Source organism: Vagococcus xieshaowenii (assembly GCF_004792515.1).
Taxonomy (GTDB): Bacteria; Bacillota; Bacilli; order Lactobacillales; family Vagococcaceae; genus Vagococcus_A; species Vagococcus_A xieshaowenii.
Genome location: NZ_CP038865.1, coordinates 285,987 through 307,219, shown reverse-complemented (window position 1 = coordinate 307,219; position 21,233 = coordinate 285,987). Strand labels below are relative to the sequence as shown.

Here is a 21,233-nt window from a genome sequence, read left to right as displayed (position 1 = left end):
TTACGCTTTCTTTAATTGATTAATACGCTCTTGAACGCTTGCTTGGCGTTCTTTGTATTCGACTTCTTTTTGACGTTCTGCTTCAACCACTTGTTCTGGCGCACTTGAAACGAAACGTTCATTGTTAAGTTTGCCTTGAACACGTGCGACTTCTTTGTTCCATTTATCTAATTCTTTTTCTAAACGTTTGATTTCGTCTTCGATATTGATTAAATCTGCTAATGGTAAGAAGATTTCTGCTCCTTTAATTACTGCACTCATCGCCAATTCTGGTGCGTTAATTTCAGGTGAAATTTCTAAGCTTTCTGGGTTACAGAAACGTTCAATGTAGCTAGTATTTTCTGTTAAGAACGTTTGGCTCGCGTCATCACTTGTTTTAATTAAAAGCGTAATAGGTTTAGACATTGGGCTACCTACTTCTGCACGAATATTACGTACTGCTCTAATTAATTCTTTCAAGACTTCCATACCTGCCGCCGCTGTTTCATCATTTAATGCTTCATTAACTTTAGGATATGGTGCTGTGACTAATGTTTCGCCTTGGTGTGGCACATGTTCCCAAATTTCTTCAGAAACAAATGGCATAATTGGGTGAATTAATTTTAGAATATTATCTAAAACGTAAGCTAAAATGCTACGAGTCACATGTTTTTGCTCCTCATCGTCACCGTAAAGAACTTCTTTACTCATTTCGATATACCAGTCACAGAAATCATCCCAGATGAAGTTATATAAATGACGACCCGCTTCACCAAATTCAAAACCATCAAACAAACGATTTACTTCTGAAATGGTTTCATTCAAACGGGTTAAAATCCAACGATCCGCTACTGATTTGTTACCATCTAATGATATATCTTCTACTTTTAATCCGTCTAAATTCATGATAACAAAACGACTTGCATTCCAAATTTTATTAATGAAGTTCCAAGAAGCATCCATCTTATCATAACTGAAACGAACATCTTGACCTGGTGATGAACCGGTTGTTAAGAACCAACGTAATGCATCTGCTCCGTATTGTTCGATAACATCCATTGGATCAATCCCGTTACCTAATGATTTACTCATCTTACGACCATCTTCCGCACGAATTAAACCGTGGATTAAAACGTTATTAAACGGACGACGATCAGTAAATTCTAAACTTTGGAAAATCATACGACTTACCCAGAAGAAAATAATATCATAACCAGTTACTAACGTTGATGTTGGGAAGTAACGGTTAAAATCAGGTGCTTCTTCATCTGGCCAACCCATTGTTGAAAATGGCCATAAAGCTGAACTGAACCATGTATCTAATACGTCTTCATCTTGTGTCCAATTTTCTGGATCTTCAGGCGCTGATTCACCTACATACATTTCACCTGTTTCTTTATGGTACCAAGCAGGGATTTGATGTCCCCACCATAATTGACGTGAAATTACCCAGTCATGAACGTTTTCCATCCATTGAATAAAGGTATTATTGAAACGTGGTGGGTAAAATTCAACTTTGTCTTCGCCTTCTTGGTTTTCAATCGCACGCTTAGCCAATTCTTCCATTTTAACGAACCATTGCGTTGATAAACGAGGCTCCACTACAACACCTGTTCGTTCTGAATGTCCTACACTATGTGTCATTTTTTCAATTTTTACTAAACGACCAGCTGCTTCTAAATCTTTCACGATTTGTTTACGAGCAGCAAAACGATCCATTCCTTCATATGCTGGATAAAAACCATTCATTGTACCGTCGTCGTTCATTACGTTAATACGTGGCAAGTCATGACGATTACCAACTTCAAAGTCATTAGGGTCATGGGCTGGTGTAATTTTAACCACACCTGTTCCAAAATCCATCTCTACGTATTCATCAGCGATTACTGGGATTTCTTTGCCTACTAATGGTAAGATCACTTTTTTACCGATTAAATGTTGGTAACGTTCATCTTCTGGGTGAACGGCTACCGCTGTATCCCCTAATAATGTTTCCGGACGTGTTGTCGCAATTTCAACTGTTTCGCCATTACTTCCGGCTACTTCGTATGTCATGTGGTAGAAGGCACCTTCAACGTCTTTATGAATAACTTCGATATCAGATAATGCTGTTTTTGCTTGTGGATCCCAGTTAATAATATATTCACCACGGTAAATTAAGCCTTTGTTATAAAGTTGTACAAATACTTTTTTTACCGCATCTGATAAACCATCATCTAGCGTGAAACGTTCACGTTCGTAATTTAACGATAGCCCTAGTTTTGACCATTGTTCACGGATATGGCTAGCGTATTCATCTTTCCATTCCCATGTTTTTTCTAAGAATTTTTCACGTCCTAAATCATAACGAGAAATTCCTTCTGCACGTAATTTTTCTTCTACTTTTGCTTGTGTGGCAATACCGGCATGGTCCATCCCTGGCAACCATAAGGTATCATAACCTTGCATACGTTTATGACGAATAATAATATCTTGTAACGTTGTATCCCACGCATGACCTAAGTGTAATTTACCTGTTACGTTTGGTGGTGGAATAACGATTGAATAGGGTTTAGCCTCCGCATCTCCACTTGGGCGGAAATAATTCCCTGCTAACCATTTTTCGTAACGACCTGCTTCAACATTTTTTGGTTCAAACTTTGTTGACATGTTTAATTCTTCTGTCATTTCTCAACTTCCTTTCAGCTCTTCTTTATTGTTTATTTCATAATAATTAACAAAAATAAAAAAGCCCTAAAACACCATGTGTTTTAGGGCGAATAATCGTCGCGGTACCACCTAAATTTATTATCTTCTAATAGACAATATCTCTATGGCGCGATAACGTGCGCAAAGCGAAATAACCTACTAAGGTTCAGCTATTTAACTTGCAAGCTACCTTCATAAAGGATCCTTAAAAACCTCTCAGCTAATGGTTTTCTCTCTAAAAAGTCTCTTCTTTATTACTCCTCTTGCGCCTAGTCTTTGTTCTAGTTTACAAGATATTTAAGCTAACGTCAAATTACTTTACTAAAGCTTTTACTGTATCTAAAGCAGCAGTGTAATCTGGCTCATTTACCATTTCTGGCACGATTTCTTGATAGACTAATGTTCCGTCTGTATCAATGACAAAAATTGAACGTGCTAAAACGCCTAAATCAGCCATTTTTATGCCATATAATTCACCAAAAGCTAATGCTTCGTCATGCAACATTTCCATTGAAACACCTTCAGCTGCACACCAATTGGCTAACTCTTCTTTAGTGTTTTTTGCAATTGTTACTAATTGAATGCCTTCAACACTACCTGCTTGTTGATTAAATTGTTTGGTCTGAATACTACAAACACTCGTATCAATATCTGGTACTACGCTAATTAATAGTGGTTTAGCTAATAAATCAGTTAAGCTGACCGCTTTGTCTTCTAAATTATTTAACGTAAAAGTAGGTGCTTGATGACCCACTTCTACACTTGTTCCTGATAATTCATATGGTTCGCCTTTTCTTGTTACGATCATGATGACTCCTCCTTTAATTGCTTCTCCATTCATTATAGCGATTTTTCGAAGAACTCACCAATAATACGTTCTATAATTGAAGCCCAGTATTAAATAGATGATTAGGGTCTACTTGCTCCTTTAAAGCTTTTAGGCGTTCACCTGTTGCGTCTGGCCATGAAAGAGCGGCTACTTCTGGAGAGATTATAGAAGAATACGCACCATACATACCTGTTGCTAATTGAGTAACGGGCTCCATTTCTTTTGTTAAGGCTGCGTCACTTTTTGGTGACATCCATACTGATAAGAATCCATCTTGATGTCTAGCAGCCCAGGCTGTTGCGTCTTGGGCCACTTCATGAACCTGACCATCTAAAGGACGTAATTCCACAACATGAGCCGTTTCAAGTACCTCTTTAATAGCTTTCCCAAGTGATGCATCGACTTTATCCACAATGGCATTAGCAATTTTAATTTTTTGTTGGCCAATGTGAATAGATTGTGGATAAGGGATTAAGCTGGCGTAAGACATCATACTCTCAGAGTGATCGTATATTTTGTCAATTGCTAATGCTTTTTCTAATTCAGGAACCGCACGTTCTGTATCTGTTCCAGCCCATACATTACGAGTATCTACGGCATAGACATGTTGCGGAGTTTTTTGAATCATCAAGAAACTCGTCATTTCTTTAGGGGCTGCTTTCATCCAACGTCCCCAATTTGCAACAAACTGTTCCAAATCTTCTGTCACATAGGTAATGTGTTGATGAATAAGTGACGCATCATGCGTATTAGAATTCATTTTCTGTGCTTTAAAGGTAAAATCAACTGCCACACCTAATTGTGTACCACCACCACGAAGGCCCCAAAATAGTTCTGGCTCACTCGTTTCACTTAACTCATGAATCACTCCGTCTGCTGTTATTAATGTTGCGCCAATCACATGGTCAATGGTTAACCCTTGGCTACGAGTGAAATAACCACTACCACCAGATGTTGCAATACCACCGACTCCCACATCACCAAAGTTACCACTTGTAATAATGAAATCATGTGGTGCTAGTGTACCGGCTACTTGTCCCCATTGTGCACCTGCTTGAATCTTAACAATCCCTTCTTCTTTATCCATAAATTCTATTGCATTCATCTTAGATAGATCTAATATCACACCACCAACATTTGTTGAAGAGCCTGACATACCATGACCACCACTACGAATTGAGAATGGCATCTCTGGATATTCTTTTCTTAATTCACTAACATAATTAATCGTTTCAACAACGTCTTCATTAGTTTGGGCCATTACCACTACTTCTGGACGACCCACCCCCATATAAGAAGAGCGAACATAGTGATACTCACTATCTTCCGGTGTAATAATTTTTGTTTTTAATTGTTCAGGTAATTCTCTTTCAAATACTTCATGTTCAATTGTTTGGTTTGATTGTTTTTCCATTATAACATCACCTTTTTTACTTTCATTTTGTAAGTATAACTCCATTATATATAACCATCGTTTTTAACACAAATAAAACGCCTTAATTAAAAAACCGTCCAGCTTCAAGAGGTGGACGGTTTGGTTCAACAGCAATTACTAGGCTTGTTGTTATTTTCTTTTTTTACTAATAGCTATCACAACAACTATAACGATTAAAATAGCAATAATCCCATATAATACTGCGTTAGTTTCATACCAGGCAGGTGTGTCGATACTTTCTTTCATCACTTCTTGACGCTTTTTGGCATCTATCTTAAAATCTGAAGACAATTGCCAGTCATTTTTCTTATCTTTGGTACTAACAGTCAATTTCAACTGATACTTACCTGGCTTAAACGTTTGAGCATCTACTTGAACAGGCAAGTTATAAATACTTTGAGGAGCCATTGAAAAGGATGAAGCATCTATCGTTTGAATCACTTCTTTTTTATCGTTCAAAATACTTCCGTCTAATTGATAATCAGACATAATTCTCGCTACTTCATTAACTAAAGGTATATTCAGACTAAAATATCCGCCATAATTATCCACTGTCACTGGTTGTAAGCTAAACGCTTGTTCCACTGCTTGATCTGAATTTTTCAACACACAACCGATAATAATAGCAAAGCGATTTTCAATTTGTAAACCGTCTTTTTTGCTTTCATTGTTTGATTCTTTTAACACTTCTTGCGCATAAAAACCGCCTAAAATAACTCCTGAAAACTCTTTATCAGGGACTTGAATCTCAAAACCAACTTTCTTTTTTTCGTTAGCTTTTAATGTCACGATTTGTGCTTGAGAGGTAATATCAGAAAAACTAGCAATCAAATCATCTGTATGAGGTAATGATTTACCACTATAATCAATGGTACCAGATGTCGTAGTACCTGATGTTGTAGGCGTAATCTTAATTTTTTTCTCCTCTTTACTACTGTTACTAACTTCCACCATCACTTGTTGTTTACTACCTGGTTGAACTAGTAAATCAAAGTATCCTAGCGTCTTATCTGTTTGATTTTCTGGAAAAATCGGTGTTACCGTATATTCAAATGCTGGTTGTTCTTCCGCATTGACCGGTGTAACAATAAGACCTCCTATCATACTTATAAAAAAAATACTGACGATGATTGCTAATTGCTTCCTCATATTACGTTCCTCCGTTACTTATTGGTTTCTTCACTAGGGGTATTCGCCAAGACCCATTCCAAACGAGACTGATAATGACCCACTGATACCTCTGGGTCGACTGCTAAATAAATTTTTATAGGGATTGTTTGACTTGGTCGATTATTGTTTGATGTTTGTCTAAAAACTTTTTGACTTGTTGATGTTAATAATCGGTTTGGTTCATTAATTGCCAAGTTTAATCCGTCATACCAGTTAGTGGCTTGTTGACTCACCCATAATTCCCAGCCTGAAAATACTTCACGAGTATCTTCAATCGTGACTTCTGAATTAATTGAATAAGTCGTTCTATGGAGAGGTTGTTCAATTTCACCAAAATCGACTTGGTAATTAATATTATGAATCGCTAACCGTCCTTTAGTTAACGTGACTTGTCCGTTAGATGTGACACTACTCGCTAACTTATTATCAGGACGTCCTACAACAGTCAACATTGGTACGATTAACGATACAAGAAGAAACAGTCCACGATTATTTTTCATGCGTATCACCTAATTTTTGCGACTTATAATGCCACCATCTCATTGCAACCAAAATAACTAAAATAACACCCACGATAGACACGACTTTTGTGGTATTCTCACCCGTTTTTGGAAAACTAGTGAGTGAGTGTTGGATGGTTTCTTTAAGTGTTGCAGGTGGTCTTTGGGTAATTTCTACTACTATTTCGGTGGAAGGATTACTTGTCGCTTCAACCACCGGCAGCTTATATAGATAGTTACTAAGCAATCCTAACACTAATACAATAGCTTTTTTCATCTAATTTTCCTCCTTAATTTTTATCCGACTCATTAAGGAGCTGCCGTCAGTGTCCAAATGAGTGTCGCTTGGTAACTACCTGAAACTAAGCTACTATCCGCATGGAAATAAAAACCATTCTGTCCCTCTTGATTAACAGAAACCTCACGACCAGTACTTGCTTGTTGATGTGTTATAAGGGTAACTGGCGACTCAACACCAATAGTTGATGATTGTCCATCCTGTTGATAGTAGAAAAAATTATCAGACGTTTGATAAATTTGCTCGTCTTTTTTCATAGTAAATGGTTGAGCTAGTGATAAAGAAAGACTCCAGTCTCCATGATTCATTCGATCATCTATTATAGAAATCTCACCCACTGTTGCTTTTACTGGCGCACCGCCAATCGTAATATTAGCGGTTGAGAATTCCGTTGGTAATTGATTAAATTGTAGTTCACCTTCAACTACAAATTCAGCTAACGTTACTTCTTCAGATTTATTCTGATCACCATCTTCAAAATAAAAACTCGCTTGATACTTGCCATGCTCAAAATCTGTCGTATCAATACTTGCCTCTAACTCCGTCCCTACTTTCGCCTCTAGCTCATTAAACTCAGCTAATTTAGTCATCTTGTTATCATTCAAAGACATCCATAATGACCCAGACGTACTATCTTTATCGGTTAAAGAAAATTGAATAGGGATTTTATCTCCCGGATGATAATTCGTTTGTTCTAATTCATGTAGCGTTAGTTGTGGACGATTTTGTTTAAACAATGTTACCGAATCAGTTGCCGATTCTTGCAATCCATTAGTAACTTGATAGGTAAGCGCAAACTCGCCATAAGCTAATTGATTAAATTCAGTTAACCAATTTTTACTCACAAGTCCTTCACCAGCTGCGCTACTGATAGGTTCTGATAAAATCGGAATCGTTTGATCTGCCTGTGTTAGGGTAATCACTTGCTCAATCGTCCCTAAACTTAAGTCTTTCCAGCCAACCTCTACCAGTAATTCTGTTAATGAGTCATCTAATATTTTTTGATTATTCGTTGGTTGATTAATCGTCGCTAAAACGGTTTGCTTTTCAGTACTAAACGTAATACTTTGTGTATCGTAAATCGCATTTCTACCAGTTAATCGGCTCGTGATTACTTGATTGGTACTATCCTGGTTTTTAACGGTTGCCTTGAAGCTTAACTTAGCCGTTTGCTTATCGTTGTTTGAAATGAGACCCAACTTAGGAAATATTCCTTTTTCAGTGGTTAAGTTAGCGCCTTGCCAACTACTGTCAGCTATTTGGGTTTCATCCATCATCGTCGTATTAGGGAGTACGCTTAAAGCGTCTGGTAGTGTCAGATTGGCCACAACATCTTCCCAGTTCTGCTTCCCTGCTAACCATTCAGGGGCTACTTCCACTGTAACTTCTTGACCACCTTTAAGTATGGCGCCATCCGAGATCAGCTGGTGCTTGTTGTCATACAAATTAAGAGGAACTTCAGCTTCAACAAGCCCGGGCACTTGTTCAAAGACTACTTGTTGTTTTGCTGTAGATGAAGGGCCAGTTGCGCCTGTAAATCCCCAATAAGCAGTCGAAACGGTGCCATTTTGAAATACGTTTGAGTTTAATCTTCCCTTATCAATCGTTACTAAATTACCATTATTGACAGTATACGTTAATGCTCCTTCTGTCCATGCGCCATTTTCAGGAACTCTCCAGTTCAATTCCAAACGATTCCATTGGTTTTTGTGCAGATCAATAGAAGTGTTTGTATTAAAATGGGTCAATTTTCTAGATTTTTCAAATAAAAGTTGAACATTCTCATAGGTTAAAGCATCTCCTGGGAAAACTGTCGCAATGTGTGGTGCATTAATCCCTCGATCAAACATTCCCGATTCACCTGTACTATTATTTATATATAAATCAAACTCAATAGCCATAGAATTGGGTATGCCAACTTTTCCATCCGCTTTTGTCTCTCCTAATATTCCCAATGCTCCGCCATTACTGGTAAACCAAGTAGGTGCACTATTATAGGATTGTATAACAAATGCCATCCCGTCCGCATGACTGCCAGCTGCTAATCCGCTTAAATTTTGATTCACATAAGCGACCATGGTGAAATCTGTTGTGAAATCCAACAAGTTTTTTTCTGTACTCCAGACAGAACCTACTCTACTTTTGGTGCCATCTGTAACTGTCACAACCCCATCAACTGCGCTAGCATTATTATCTGTGACACCTGCTAACTCCACTGTGAAAATCTCGTCTAGTGAAACATGAGGAGGTACCTCTGATGCCTTAACGATTACAGAGGGGACACATAAGATAAGAAAAGCTAGAAATACAGCTATAATTCTTTTTCTTTTCATTATCTACTACCTCCTCAATTATTATTTTGTATTTCCTGTATCCGTTGGTAAAGCGGCTAATGACCAAGTAAAGGTACTTGTGTATGTCCCTGCAATATTACCATCTGCAATCGTTAATTTAGCGTCTGCGATTTTACCCAACCATGTACCCGCACCTGTTCCTTGATCTGCTTTTAATAAATCCACTTGTGTTAGACCATCTGTCTGATGAATCACTTTATTCTCTATACTTATTTCTGTAATATCTTTTTCAGAAATATTATTACTGCCTTTTTCAGCAACAATCGGTAAACTTAACTTCGCCCCTTTAAGCGTTACTTCATCACTCTTAAACGGTGTAATGTCTAATCCTAATGACCAACCTGCTTCAGTCCCGCGACGGTCAGATACTTGGACATTTTTCACATATCCTGCTTCAGTTTGAGCTGGTGTTAGTGTATCAACGAAGTCACCAGATAACCCTGTTCCTTGAAAATCAAATTTTGGCACATTATCGATAGTTAATAACCCTGTTTGACCAGTGGGTCCACCTTCTCCTGGATTCTCTGGTTCGGGATTTACAATCTCAGGGTCAACTGCTCCTGCTTCTCCTTCATTTAATGCAGTCAAAGTCGCTGTTCCTATTGACGTAGCAGTTTGACCTCCTTCTGTCACTTCAGCATTTACTGCTAAACCTCCCATTGATACAACACCCACTGATAATAACGATAATAATACAACTTTTTTCATAATTAATTCCCTCCAATTAATAAATGTTTTGTTCACAAAAACATCTTATCATGTAAAACCTCACGACTTTTTTCTTTTCACAAACACATTTTTTTTAATTTTGGGAAAACAAAAAGACTGCTAACGTTATGCAGTCTTCTATCTTTATAAATTAATTTTTCGATAAATCCGTTCTAATTCTTTCACTAGACTAATGATCTCACTATCATTAGGCAGTGGTGACAAGAAAAACGTTGGAATATCGTAATCATCTGGTGTATAACTATCCGTAATTAACACATCTGGGCGTTCGTTCAAATGTTTCACAAAGACAATCGGAATTCTTGAGATAGCATTGATTCGTTGAGAAATATTAGCAATATTGCCATCTCCAAAACGATTATTCACTAACATCTTTAAGTCATGGAAAACTTTATTAATAAACGGGAAAATTAATATATACAATTGCCTAATTGGAAAACTTTCTTCATATTGATAGCCATCGTACGTCAACTTAAACTTATCAAAATCCGGTAACTCTTCTATGTTTAGTCCAAACTGTAATACTTTCCCAAAAAGTTGTTGTCTTCTTAGCATCATATACCCATTCACAACTAAATAAAAATACTCTTCTGGTGTAATTTTTATATTAAATAGCATATGTAATTCAAATATAATTTTATTCAATAATTTAAAGTTTTCGTCTTCCGTGAGTGTTGGCGCAAAGTAAGAACCTTTACTAATAATCGTCTTTATATCATAGGTATTTTCAACACTAATAAAGTAATAAAGAAAACTCAGTTCTTGCTCAATAACCTCGGAAGACAAAGGATATTTCTTAAATAACTCTCGGTAATGCTCTTTAAACATCACATTACTATGTAATCTACTTGTGATGATTAAGTTTTTATCACTATGTGTCAACATACTATGTGTTTTAGCTCGTTTTAATGAAATCACTAACATTAATTCAAAATTATTGATCGTATTATGGTGGACATCAGCAGGAAGCTTGTCAAAATAACGTCTCACACTATTTTTCTTACTATCATCTAATACCATTGAATGATTCACTTTGTATAATAATCCGTAGTAAAAATGTCTAATGACCGCTTCATCTGCTTTAAGCTCAAAATAATTATGTTTAATTTTACGAACTTGGATATCATATTGTGACAAAAAACGCTTCATTTCGTTCCACTTACGATAAATTGTTGACGTACTCATGTTTTTTTTAATGGCCCACCATTCGAGACTGATTTCTTTCTCATGGTACATTGCCATTACCCATTCATAATTCAAACTTGTCATTAAATAATATTTAATAAAACTATAGCTATTAAAACGTATGTTTTTGACTAGTTTACCATCGAGCGAAATGCTTAAACTTTCTGATAACCCTTCTTCTTTCGAAAGCTCTTTCATATCAAACATAATTGTCTCTAATAATTCATAGGTTTTCTTATGTGATTTCCCCAATTCATACGCTAAAAGAGATAGGTCAATTTCATTTTCAGGATACTGTTGGATAATAGTTACTAATTCATATTTTTCTTGATCTTCTTTATCAATAAATTTTTCAATCATCTAGACCACCTCACCTAACTTTATTTTATCATAAACCCTCTTTTTTTATCATTTTATCAAAAAAAAATAGTCGTTTTTGATAAAAACTTAATAATGAGGTAAAAAAATAGACTGCTTTGTCATAGAAACAAAGTAGTCTATTTATCAACCATTATATGCTTGGCGTTAGTAAAGTTTTCATCCAAATATATCAACGTTTGCAACTCAGTCGTTAGGTCTATGTATTGTACTTTTACATAATCTGGTACTTTAATTCGGCCAGGAGCAAAATTCAAAATAGCTGTAACCCCTGCATTAACGACTTTATCCACAACTTCCTGAGAATTCACACTAGGAACTGTTAAAATAGCTGTTGTAATAGCTTCTTTTTTGATTACATGTTCAAGTTTATCCATTGATTGAATCTTCACATCATTGATAGTGGTCCCAATCACCGTTTCATTATTATCAAAAGCACTCACGATATTCAAGTTTTCGTTTTTCTTGAAATTGTATTGAGCCAATGCTCGACCAAGGTTACCTACTCCAACAAGCGCAATTCTTTTTTCAACCTTTGTGTTTAAAATATCACCAAATACTTCCAACAAATACCCTACATCATAGCCATAACCACTTCTACCCAACTCACCAAAATGAGAAAAATCACGACGAATTGTCGCAGATGGTACTTGAATTAATTTACTAAACTCTTTTGATTTAATTCGTCCTACACCGGATTCTTCCAACATTTTGAGGTAACGATAATATAATGGAATCCTTTTAGCTGTTGCGTTTGGTATAACTCCCTCTTTTTTTTCCATTTTCTCACACCCATCCATGTTCATGATTTCACATACAATTCTATCATCATATGAAGAATTTTACAAATGTAATCTAAAAAAAGACACGTTGAGTATACACATCAACGTGTCTTTTCCCTATTATAGTAAGTCTTCAAACTCATTTGAGTGTGCAGATAAAAAACTATCCGTTGAACGAATACCTTGGATAACGATTGCATCAAATGCTCGTTGTACTAAACCATCCACATCCAATCGTTTTTCATACTCTTCTACTTTATCTAGACGAGGTTTTGTTTTTGGTGCTGGTGGGGCAAAAATAGTGCAACAATCTTCAAATGGCATCACAGCTAAATCAAACGTATCAATACGTTCTGCAATTTCAATGATCTCATTTTTATCCATGGTAACGACAGGACGAATAACAGGGGTGTGCGTTACCGCATTAATAGCGGTCATACTTTCTAGTGTTTGTGAAGCGACTTGGCCAAGAGACTCACCATTGATAATGGCTAATCCTTTACGTTCTTCACGAATCTTATCGGTTAATCGCATCATGAAACGACGGGTAATCGTCATCAAATATCCACTAGGCACCTGTGCTTTAATTTCTTCTTGAATTTCAGTGAATGGTACCATAATAAATTGAATATTCCCAACATATGGTGTTAATTTAACAGTTAAATCTTTCGCCTTATTTAACGCTTGTTCACTAGTATAAGGCGGACTATGGAAATGAACAGCTTCAATTTCCACACCACGTTTCATTGCTAAGTAGCCTGCAACTGGCGAGTCAATTCCACCAGATAACATCAGCATACCGCGACCACTTGTTCCAACAGGTAAGCCACCTGCCCCTTTAATCGTTTCAACTGATAAATAAGCAGCATCTCTACGCACTTCAACGCGTAATTCAACATCGGGTTGCTTCATTTTCACGATAATATCTGGTATTGCTTGAATGACGTGGTAGCCAATTTCACGATTCAAAGCAAACGTATCTAATTCAAAATCATGATCTGAGCGACGGGCATTTACTTTAAACGTTTGACCTTCTTGATAAACTTTTTGAACTAAGGCCACCGATTGTGCATAAATTGTTTCTAGTTCTTTTTCAACTTTTATCGCTGGAGAAAAACTTTGGATACCAAATACATATTGTAATTTATCCACAATTTCTTCGCCATTTTCACCATTTAAAATCAAGTGCATTCTATCTCTCATTGCACTTACTTTTACATTTGGATAAGCTTGTAGTGCTGCTCGAACATTTCGTGCTAATTGTTGAATAAATTGTTTACGGTTTTTTCCTTTTGTTGAGAGCTCACCGTAGCGAACCATGATTTCTGAATACTCTAACATTTAATTTCTCCTACTAATTAATCTTTGAAAATTTTTCATTCAAATGTTTCAAAGTGGTTAAAAATTTCTCTACTTCCATCATTGTGGATTGGTCACTAAAACTAACACGTACTGCTGTAATCGCCTTGTCATTAGGCACATTCATCGCACCTAGCGTACTTCCTGCTGTATGAGCTCGACTTGAACACGCACTTGTGGTAGATATAATAATATCTTTTTCTTCAAAGGCATGAACTAATACTTCACCCTTAATCCCTTTAATGCCAAAACAAACAATATGTGGGGCAAATTCATCATTTGCTTCACTAAATAACGTAACTTTATCAAATTGTTGAAGCGATTCGATTAAATAGTCTCTTAAACGAGTTTGATGGTTAATTTTCAATGCTTCATCTTCTAAATGTAAACGAACGGCACGTGACATGGCAACAATGCCTGGTACATTTTCAGTCCCACTACGTTTCCCTTTTTCTTGACCTCCACCATTTAAAAGTGGCGCAAGTTTACGACCAAGTTTCCAATAAATAAAACCAGTTCCTTTAGGTCCGTGGAATTTATGAGAAGAAAACGTTGCAAAGTCCACACGTTCTGTTAACCAACTCTTCACAGGAACTTTCCCTAATCCTTGAACAGCATCCACATGATAGTGAATAGTTGGATAGTCTGCTAACACTTCACTAATTTTATCAATCGGTTGGATGGCGCCGATTTCATTATTCACTAACATAGTTGATACTAAAATAGTATCTGGTCGAATAAGCTCTTTTAATCGAGCAACGTCAATAAATCCCCTTGTATCTACTGGCGCAATATCAATTTCAAAGCCCAATTTTTCTAACTGTTTAGCTGATGATGACACCGCAGAATGTTCAATTGAGGAAACAATCAGATGTTTACCAAACGAGTGCTTCTCAATAGCAGTACCTTTAATTACCCAATTATCACCTTCAGTTCCGCCACTTGTAAAGTAAATTTCTGGCTCTTCTACGCCTAATAACTCTGCAATTTGAAAACGCGCTTGCTGAATTAAACGACTAGCTTGTGTCCCTAAAAAGTGTAAACTTGACGGGTTCCCCATAATACGTTCGCTTGTCTTAACATAGGTATCTAAAACTGTTTTATTAATTGGAGTTGTCGCGCTATTATCAAAATATATCATGAATCTTCACATCACTTTCTACTGGCATATAGTTAAGTCTTACCTATTATAGAACGATTTTTACCGTTTAGCAAACAAAGAACAAGAAAAGCCAGAACTCAAAAGTTCTGGCTTTTTATTTGTTTAAAGAAGAAAAAATTAGATTATTTCTTCTGATTGATTTTTGTAGAAATATGATTCAATGCGTTGGAATGCGCCTGGTTCAACTTGCTCTAAGGCAACACCAATTTCATCTAAAGCTTCTTGGTATTTAAATTCTTGAGAGAATAACATTAAGCTACGTTCCATGGCATCTGCCACATTCTTATGTGAGTGACGATAACGATTAGCATATTGTAACATTTGTTCAGTTAATGCTGCACTATTAATCAATTCATCTGTTTTTGTTTCTAATGCTTCTAAATCAGCCTCTACTAAAGCCACTAACTTATTAATATATGTCATATCAATTCTTAATCGATTTAATTCGGTTGTTAATTCTTCTAAACGGTCAGATGCGACAAAGAAATAATCCAAGTATGTTTGAGGAACACCAGGCAGACGTTGCTTGTCTACACGACGCTTTAATGTTTTTAGCGTGAATTCATAACCATCAATTTTACTTGCTGCTGCTTTTTCATCTTTGCGTAAATCTTTTAGTGATGAACTGATTTCTACTTGTTGGCCTTCAACTTCTTTAAGAATACTAAAGCTATCTTTTAAATTTTTCTCAGCATGACTATAAACAACTTCTTTATTTTTAACAGCTTCGTTTAAATTAGTCATTTCTTGGCCTAGTTCCTCAACTTTTGTTTGGAAACCACGAGCTCTTCCTAATTCATTGTTGTTAAGTGCGTAGCTTTGAGACGTATGATCTAATTCAATCATTAATTGACGATTATTCTTCTCGACATGTGTGACATAGTCGCTTACCGTTGTTAAGTTAGTCTTCACATAGTCACGGCCTTTAATTTCGGTTTCTAATACATCATATAAGTAATCAATTTGTTCCTCAATTACGTTATTCATACTAGCAACTTCTGTTAATTCACCTTTACCTAACACGTCATTTGCTTCTGATAATTTTTCTTTTACTTTTGCAATTTCTTGATCAATATCAATTTCTGGGAATTGGTAGTGATCTTGTTTCATTTGTTTATAACCAGTTTCGATTTCTTTAATTTGCGCTGGATATTCTGTATGAAGCTTCTCAAATAATGGTGGTATTTCTTCGACAATCGTTGCTAATTCTTTGGTGTGCTTTTCTGCTTCTTCTAATACACCACGAGCTTCCATTGGGTCACCTGCAGTATTTAATGACACAAATTGTGTGAATTCATTTTCAATACTAACCACACGTTGCTTAATATTTTCTGTTGCTGGACCAAATTGATTTTCAGCGTTTTTAACACTTTCTTTAATCATTTCATATTTATCTAGTGCTTCTTGAACTGCTTCTGAATTACGCTCTTCACTAGTTTTCAACTCTTTTAAGCCCGCACGAATCATAGATACTTCTTGTTCCATACTATCCATTTTATTAAAGGCCACTTCAAGAGAATCTTTTACTTTTATAAAACGGAAGGTATCATTTAAACTTTCTACCTCAAAAATTTTACTTTCTAATTCTGCGAAAGCAGCGGTTGAAATATCCGCCCATCTCTGATTCCATTCACGAAAAGTATTTTGACTTTGTCCTACTAAGTGCATTCGTTTTACCTCTTGAACTTCTTCAAAAACAGGTAAATCAAATAATGCTACTTTTCTTTCTTCTAGTTCATCCAATTTTTCTTCATTCTTACGTTTCATCAAGACTGCAACTACATACAAAATTGCAATAATGATAATAATCGTCAAGAATACAAAAAGGATCGTCGATGTTTTCATTCATTTTCCTCCGTTTGTCCTTATTTATTATTCATCTATACGCCAACTCAGCATTTGCCAAATCAGCCGCAAACTGCAAGTTAATCCATTTTTCATTGTACCATATTTCTAGCAATCATTCACTAGCTTTTTTGTTCAACAACAACCTCTATATCACCTATTTCTTCTTAAGTTGTTTCAATAGCTCAGCTTTTATTTTTTCTTCAGGCGCAAAATCTTTCTCCCAATTAGAGGGTTTCAATACCTTGCCTGTTACTGCATCGTAATGTGGTTTCCCGTCTGGAAATAATTTCCCCATGTTAGCTTGATGAACAATTTTCGATAATGGACGCGGATCTACACCCATTCTAACAAATGTACCATTCACAAAATAAAGTAAATCTAACATAGCATCTACTTGTCCCACTAAGACATCTGGCACTTCCATTCTTTCTTCTACATGTTTGACCATGATTTTTTCTTTTGCTTGTTTAACACTTTTAGACAACTCCTCAACCAATTGTTCGAAACACTCTTTGTCACCTGCTGCACTTGCATACAAAAACTCAACTATTTCTTCTATTTTAAATCCCATTCGAAAACCTGCTTCTTCATTCGTCAACACATGCGGTCGATTATTTTCTATTTCATCAAATACTTGATGAAATTCTCGGGCTTGTTCAAAGTTATCCAATCTATTATTCCCACCTTCATTTAAAATAATTGTGTCTGTTCAGGATTTAATCCTTCATATTCAATGCTTAATAATTCCTTTAATTGCAAACAATTTTTGGCAGCATGTCCACCTGAATTATTATTAAAAATAACCATCACTTGCTCAGTATTACGTCCCAAGCGATACAACTCTTGGCCAATGCCCACTAGCTCCGAATCAGAATAATCATACAGTGTTCTTTTTTTACGCCAGTCTTCTGATTTATCTAGCCATCCTGCTTGATTTCTTCCATGTAAACGAACTAATACGAAGCGATTATTAGTTACCGCTGGAACCCATGGGACAGAGGCACTTTTTACTTGTGGCTCATCCACTACCACTAAGCTAAAAAAATGTTCTTCCATAAAGCGAATGGTTTGTGGTAATAAACGCTCTTCAAACCAAGAGTCATGACGAAATTCAACAGCTAGTGGCAGCCCGTCAAAAATTTTACGCAGACGCTTCAAGTAGACAATATGTTCACTTGTACAATCAAAAAAAGGAGGAAACTGTAATAACAAGCAGCCTAATTTTCCAGCATTGATCATTGGGGCTAAACTTGTTAAAAATCTATCATATAATTCTTTTTCATTCTCAAAAAAATCTTGCCAGTTTCTATGTTGCGTCATACATTGGTGCGTTTTAACAACAAACTTAAAGCCATCTGGCGTGCTCTTCACCCAACTTTCAACAGTGCTTGCTTCTTTTAATCCATAAAAAAATGTATCAATTTCAACTACAGGTAACTTCGACGCGTAATCATTCAACGTTAATTGACGCTTGGTTGGGTCCAATGCCTGATGTTCGCTCCAACTGGTCATTCCAAGTAACATTTCAACACCTCATTATTTTAAATCTTCTAATAAACAGACCAAAAGAATAGTTCTATGATATCATAAATTTAAAGAAAATAATTTGATTAATTACCAATTAATCAAGGAGGAATAACATCATGAAAAAAATTTTAATATTACATACTGGTGGCACAATCGCGATGTCACAAGATGAATCAGGTGGCGTTTCTACAACATCAACTAACCCGTTAATGAATTTGCACGTTTCTGCTACTGATGAAGTAGAGCTAATTGTTGAAGATATTTTAAACGTCCCTTCTCCTCATATTACACCACAACATATGTTATTAATAAAAAACCGTATAGAAAAAGCTGTCAAAGAACAATTCAATGCCGTAGTAGTTACTCATGGAACAGACACCTTAGAAGAGACCGCTTACTTTTTAGACATTACAGTAGGGGATTTACTGCCTATCGTCTTAACGGGCGCTATGCGTTCAAGTAACGAAATTGGGGCAGATGGCCTATATAATTTTCAATCAGCTATTAAAGTAGCCATGTCTGACGAAGCTATAGGTAAAGGCACACTCGTTGTAATGAACGATGAAATACATACGGCACGTTTTGTGACAAAAACCCATACAACCAACGTGGCAACCTTCAGAACGCCAACTTTTGGACCCATTGGACTAATAGCTAAAGATAGCGTCCGTTTTTATCAAGAATTGATTCGACACGAAACACTACCTGTTAACCAAGTAGACGGACTTATTCCAATTATTAAAGCCTACGCGGGAATGGGCGATACCTTAACCTTATTTACTCAAACGAAAATTGATGGCATCGTAATTGAAGCTCTAGGTGCAGGTAATTTACCTCCAAAAACTATGCCTTCAATTAACAAATTACTAGAAAATAATATTCCTATTGTTCTAGTTTCTCGTTGCTTTAACGGTGTGACCTCTGGCGTTTATGATTACGAAGGTGGCGGACGTCAGTTACAACGTAAAGGTGTTATGTTCTGCGATGGCATTAACAGTCAAAAAGCCCGCTTAAAATTATTAGTCGCTCTTAACGCTTCTCTTAAAGATGATGAACTATATCAATTTATTACTCAATAATTAATATAACGAATTATCAACACTTATTATTTGTAAGCAAAACTCTTTTTATGTATACTTTAATTACATCAAGGAGGAGTTATTTTATGTTTAATGAGTTTAAAATAGAAACAGTTTATCTGAATGTAAAAAATCTAGACAATATGGCAACTTTTTATGAGAAAGCAATCGGTCTTTCTATTATTAGTAAAACAGACAGTCAAATATCTCTTGGTATCCAAGCAGATCAAACAACTTTAATTGTATTAGAACAAATAGACGGTGGTCTGCGTAGTCAAACTGAGGCAGGTCTTTACCATACAGCTTTTTTACTGCCTACTCGAAGTGACTTAGCTAATTATTTAATCTTTGCCAGTCAACACAATATCCCTTTAGAAGGTGCTGCTGACCACGGTTATAGCGAAGCCCTATACTTAACTGATCCAGAAGGCAATGGAGTAGAAATTTATGTAGACAAGCCTAAAAGTGATTGGACAATTTTACCATCTGGAGAAATTGTTGGAGTAACGGAACCTCTAGATATTGAAGATTTAATTGGTACAGCAACAAAGCCTGCTGAAAAATTTCCTAGTCAAACATTTATCGGGCACGTACATTTAAGTGTCATAGATTTGAAACTAGGTGAACAATTTTTAACTAAAGAATTAGCAATGAATGTAACTTACCGATTTGGACAACAAGCTCTTTTCTTTGGATCTGAAGGTTATCATCACCAGTTAGCGATGAATACATGGTCACAACCTAGCCAAGCTAAACAACATGAAACCACAGGATTGAAAAGAATTGACATTAAAACGTCCTCTGCCTTTATTCAACAATTACCTATCAATGAATCTAAACAAGCATCTGTTACACTTATTGATTCAAATAATAATATAAGCTACTTTTTACACCAATAGCAACTATAGCAAAAAAGCTTCGGTAATAAGATTATTACCGAAGCTTTTTATTAGACAAATTCAATTGCTACTGTTTCAGTTAAGATATCTGCATAGCTATATGATACACGATCATAAGCATTATCATCAGATTCTAAATCTACAATAAAAATAGATGGATAAGTTTCTGATAGAACACCGGAATGTTCAGTATGACGTTTACGCCCTGTTTGAGCAGTCAATACTAATTTTTTCCCTATATTCTGTTCCATTTCCTTTTTAATTGTTGATAATGTCATTGGCATTATACTCACCCCTTAGCTATTCAATTGTACCAAAATTCACATAAAAAGTCAAATTTTACCACAACAGGGCAATTAATGCAATATTTTTATAAATTATATTAATTGTATTTTCAGTTTTTTCTTAATTCTATCCAATGCATTATTAACCCTATCCACATTGCATACTAAATTAGTTGCGATATCTTTGGCTTCTGATCCTTCCACATACTCTTTAAACACTTCCCTTTCAAATTTTGACAATCTGATAACAAATGTTTCTAATCTATCCTTTACATGAACAAAATCTGTTGCATTTACAATCATACTATCGTCTTTCATTAAACAATAATCCCCTTGTTCTGCTAGTGTAGCTTCTAAAGAAACAGAATTGAAATCAATCGTTCTTTTTAATGCGTTTTGATGTCTAATTAAACTAATAATGTGTCTTTTAAAATTCATTTTGAAAAAAGAGCCAAAAGAATTCCCTTTAGAAAGATCAAATGAAGATAACGAATTATAACAAACAATCTGTCCTTCCTGAAGCCAATCTTCTAATTCAAAGCCTTGAATATAATACTCGGCATATAACTTATAAACAACAGGCCGATACTTAATAAATAACTTTTCAAATGCATCTACCTTTCCTTGTTTCGCATCAATTATCAATTGTCTTTCTTCTACCACAATGGTTCCCCCAATCACTATCTAGTTTAATATTATCTTTATTAATCCTACAAAAATAAATACGAGATTCATTGAAAATAAAATT

19 protein-coding genes and 1 other annotated feature are annotated in these 21,233 nt (G+C 35.7%); of the genes, 2 read left to right on the top strand and 17 right to left on the bottom strand.

Annotated elements, in window-relative coordinates:
- From E4Z98_RS01535 to E4Z98_RS01465, 15 genes are all read right to left on the bottom strand, one after another.
- Entirely contained in the window at positions 1-2,646 is a 2,646-nt protein-coding gene (locus E4Z98_RS01535; protein ID WP_135254183.1) for a valine--tRNA ligase, read from the bottom strand.
- A gap of 81 nt (positions 2,647-2,727) precedes the next feature.
- Positions 2,728-2,947, bottom strand: a binding site (T-box leader).
- Between the two features lie 33 nt (positions 2,948-2,980).
- Entirely contained in the window at positions 2,981-3,475 is a 495-nt protein-coding gene (gene tpx, locus E4Z98_RS01530; RefSeq protein WP_135254184.1) for a thiol peroxidase, read from the bottom strand.
- Positions 3,476-3,545: 70 nt separating this feature from the next.
- Complete coding sequence (locus tag E4Z98_RS01525) at positions 3,546-4,910, bottom strand: FAD-binding oxidoreductase (RefSeq protein ID WP_167790893.1); 1,365 nt, start codon at positions 4,908-4,910, stop codon at positions 3,546-3,548.
- A gap of 150 nt (positions 4,911-5,060) precedes the next feature.
- The gene (locus E4Z98_RS01520) at positions 5,061-6,080 is read right to left on the bottom strand and encodes a DUF916 domain-containing protein (protein ID WP_135254186.1); all 1,020 of its coding nucleotides are present in this window, start codon (positions 6,078-6,080) and stop codon (positions 5,061-5,063) included.
- 14 nt (positions 6,081-6,094) lie between these two features.
- Positions 6,095-6,601, bottom strand: a complete 507-nt coding sequence (locus E4Z98_RS01515; RefSeq protein ID WP_135254187.1) for a hypothetical protein — start codon at positions 6,599-6,601, stop codon at positions 6,095-6,097.
- Complete coding sequence (locus tag E4Z98_RS01510; RefSeq protein WP_135254188.1) at positions 6,591-6,878, bottom strand: LPXTG cell wall anchor domain-containing protein; 288 nt, start codon at positions 6,876-6,878, stop codon at positions 6,591-6,593. Before E4Z98_RS01510 ends, E4Z98_RS01515 begins: the two co-directional genes overlap by 11 nt.
- A gap of 32 nt (positions 6,879-6,910) precedes the next feature.
- The gene (locus E4Z98_RS01505) at positions 6,911-9,232 is read right to left on the bottom strand and encodes an L-type lectin-domain containing protein (protein ID WP_135254189.1); all 2,322 of its coding nucleotides are present in this window, start codon (positions 9,230-9,232) and stop codon (positions 6,911-6,913) included.
- A 21-nt stretch (positions 9,233-9,253) separates the two neighbouring features.
- The gene (locus E4Z98_RS01500; protein ID WP_135254190.1) at positions 9,254-9,961 is read right to left on the bottom strand and encodes a WxL domain-containing protein; all 708 of its coding nucleotides are present in this window, start codon (positions 9,959-9,961) and stop codon (positions 9,254-9,256) included.
- A gap of 144 nt (positions 9,962-10,105) precedes the next feature.
- Positions 10,106-11,527 (bottom strand): helix-turn-helix domain-containing protein, encoded by a 1,422-nt coding sequence (locus E4Z98_RS01495; RefSeq protein WP_135254191.1) that lies wholly within the window; start codon positions 11,525-11,527, stop codon positions 10,106-10,108.
- A gap of 137 nt (positions 11,528-11,664) precedes the next feature.
- Entirely contained in the window at positions 11,665-12,327 is a 663-nt protein-coding gene (locus E4Z98_RS01490; RefSeq protein ID WP_135254192.1) for a redox-sensing transcriptional repressor Rex, read from the bottom strand.
- Between the two features lie 120 nt (positions 12,328-12,447).
- Positions 12,448-13,668: a tRNA uracil 4-sulfurtransferase ThiI gene (gene thiI, locus E4Z98_RS01485; protein ID WP_280529209.1), complete on the bottom strand. Its 1,221-nt coding sequence runs from the start codon at positions 13,666-13,668 to the stop codon at positions 12,448-12,450.
- A 13-nt stretch (positions 13,669-13,681) separates the two neighbouring features.
- Positions 13,682-14,827, bottom strand: coding sequence for a cysteine desulfurase family protein (locus tag E4Z98_RS01480; protein WP_135254193.1), 1,146 nt, complete (start codon positions 14,825-14,827; stop codon positions 13,682-13,684).
- A 138-nt stretch (positions 14,828-14,965) separates the two neighbouring features.
- The gene (locus E4Z98_RS01475; protein ID WP_135254194.1) at positions 14,966-16,693 is read right to left on the bottom strand and encodes a septation ring formation regulator EzrA; all 1,728 of its coding nucleotides are present in this window, start codon (positions 16,691-16,693) and stop codon (positions 14,966-14,968) included.
- Positions 16,694-16,850: 157 nt separating this feature from the next.
- Entirely contained in the window at positions 16,851-17,366 is a 516-nt protein-coding gene (locus E4Z98_RS01470; RefSeq protein ID WP_135254195.1) for a pyrophosphohydrolase domain-containing protein, read from the bottom strand.
- 20 nt (positions 17,367-17,386) lie between these two features.
- Positions 17,387-18,220: a DUF72 domain-containing protein gene (locus E4Z98_RS01465; RefSeq protein WP_135254196.1), complete on the bottom strand. Its 834-nt coding sequence runs from the start codon at positions 18,218-18,220 to the stop codon at positions 17,387-17,389.
- Between the two features lie 119 nt (positions 18,221-18,339).
- Here E4Z98_RS01465 and E4Z98_RS01460 point away from each other — a divergent pair, with 119 nt between their 5' ends.
- Positions 18,340-19,302 (top strand): asparaginase, encoded by a 963-nt coding sequence (locus E4Z98_RS01460; protein ID WP_135254197.1) that lies wholly within the window; start codon positions 18,340-18,342, stop codon positions 19,300-19,302.
- A gap of 86 nt (positions 19,303-19,388) precedes the next feature.
- Complete coding sequence (locus E4Z98_RS01455; RefSeq protein ID WP_167790894.1) at positions 19,389-20,201, top strand: VOC family protein; 813 nt, start codon at positions 19,389-19,391, stop codon at positions 20,199-20,201.
- Positions 20,202-20,251: 50 nt separating this feature from the next.
- On the opposite strand, the gene E4Z98_RS01450 is transcribed toward E4Z98_RS01455, so the two are convergent.
- Both E4Z98_RS01450 and E4Z98_RS01445 read right to left on the bottom strand, forming a co-directional pair.
- Entirely contained in the window at positions 20,252-20,485 is a 234-nt protein-coding gene (locus E4Z98_RS01450; protein WP_135254199.1) for a Veg family protein, read from the bottom strand.
- Between the two features lie 93 nt (positions 20,486-20,578).
- A complete protein-coding gene (locus E4Z98_RS01445) occupies positions 20,579-21,148 on the bottom strand; it encodes a sigma-70 family RNA polymerase sigma factor (protein WP_167790895.1) in 570 nt (189 codons plus the stop codon).
- Between the last annotated feature and the right edge of the window lie 85 nt (positions 21,149-21,233).

Bases quoted from the DNA above. Each gene is read 5' to 3' on its own strand.
- E4Z98_RS01535 (WP_135254183.1), bottom strand. From the start codon at position 2,646: ATGACAGAAGAATTAAACATGTCAACAAAGTTTGAACCAAAAAATGTT.
- tpx (WP_135254184.1), bottom strand. From the start codon at position 3,475: ATGATCGTAACAAGAAAAGGCGAACCATATGAATTATCAGGAACAAGT.
- E4Z98_RS01525 (WP_167790893.1), bottom strand. From the start codon at position 4,910: ATGGAAAAACAATCAAACCAAACAATTGAACATGAAGTATTTGAAAGA.
- E4Z98_RS01520 (WP_135254186.1), bottom strand. From the start codon at position 6,080: ATGAGGAAGCAATTAGCAATCATCGTCAGTATTTTTTTTATAAGTATG.
- E4Z98_RS01515 (WP_135254187.1), bottom strand. From the start codon at position 6,601: ATGAAAAATAATCGTGGACTGTTTCTTCTTGTATCGTTAATCGTACCA.
- E4Z98_RS01510 (WP_135254188.1), bottom strand. From the start codon at position 6,878: ATGAAAAAAGCTATTGTATTAGTGTTAGGATTGCTTAGTAACTATCTA.
- E4Z98_RS01505 (WP_135254189.1), bottom strand. From the start codon at position 9,232: ATGAAAAGAAAAAGAATTATAGCTGTATTTCTAGCTTTTCTTATCTTA.
- E4Z98_RS01500 (WP_135254190.1), bottom strand. From the start codon at position 9,961: ATGAAAAAAGTTGTATTATTATCGTTATTATCAGTGGGTGTTGTATCA.
- E4Z98_RS01495 (WP_135254191.1), bottom strand. From the start codon at position 11,527: ATGATTGAAAAATTTATTGATAAAGAAGATCAAGAAAAATATGAATTA.
- E4Z98_RS01490 (WP_135254192.1), bottom strand. From the start codon at position 12,327: ATGGAAAAAAAAGAGGGAGTTATACCAAACGCAACAGCTAAAAGGATT.
- thiI (WP_280529209.1), bottom strand. From the start codon at position 13,668: ATGTTAGAGTATTCAGAAATCATGGTTCGCTACGGTGAGCTCTCAACA.
- E4Z98_RS01480 (WP_135254193.1), bottom strand. From the start codon at position 14,827: ATGATATATTTTGATAATAGCGCGACAACTCCAATTAATAAAACAGTT.
- E4Z98_RS01475 (WP_135254194.1), bottom strand. From the start codon at position 16,693: ATGAAAACATCGACGATCCTTTTTGTATTCTTGACGATTATTATCATT.
- E4Z98_RS01465 (WP_135254196.1), bottom strand. From the start codon at position 18,220: ATGTTACTTGGAATGACCAGTTGGAGCGAACATCAGGCATTGGACCCA.
- E4Z98_RS01460 (WP_135254197.1), top strand. From the start codon at position 18,340: ATGAAAAAAATTTTAATATTACATACTGGTGGCACAATCGCGATGTCA.
- E4Z98_RS01455 (WP_167790894.1), top strand. From the start codon at position 19,389: ATGTTTAATGAGTTTAAAATAGAAACAGTTTATCTGAATGTAAAAAAT.
- E4Z98_RS01450 (WP_135254199.1), bottom strand. From the start codon at position 20,485: ATGCCAATGACATTATCAACAATTAAAAAGGAAATGGAACAGAATATA.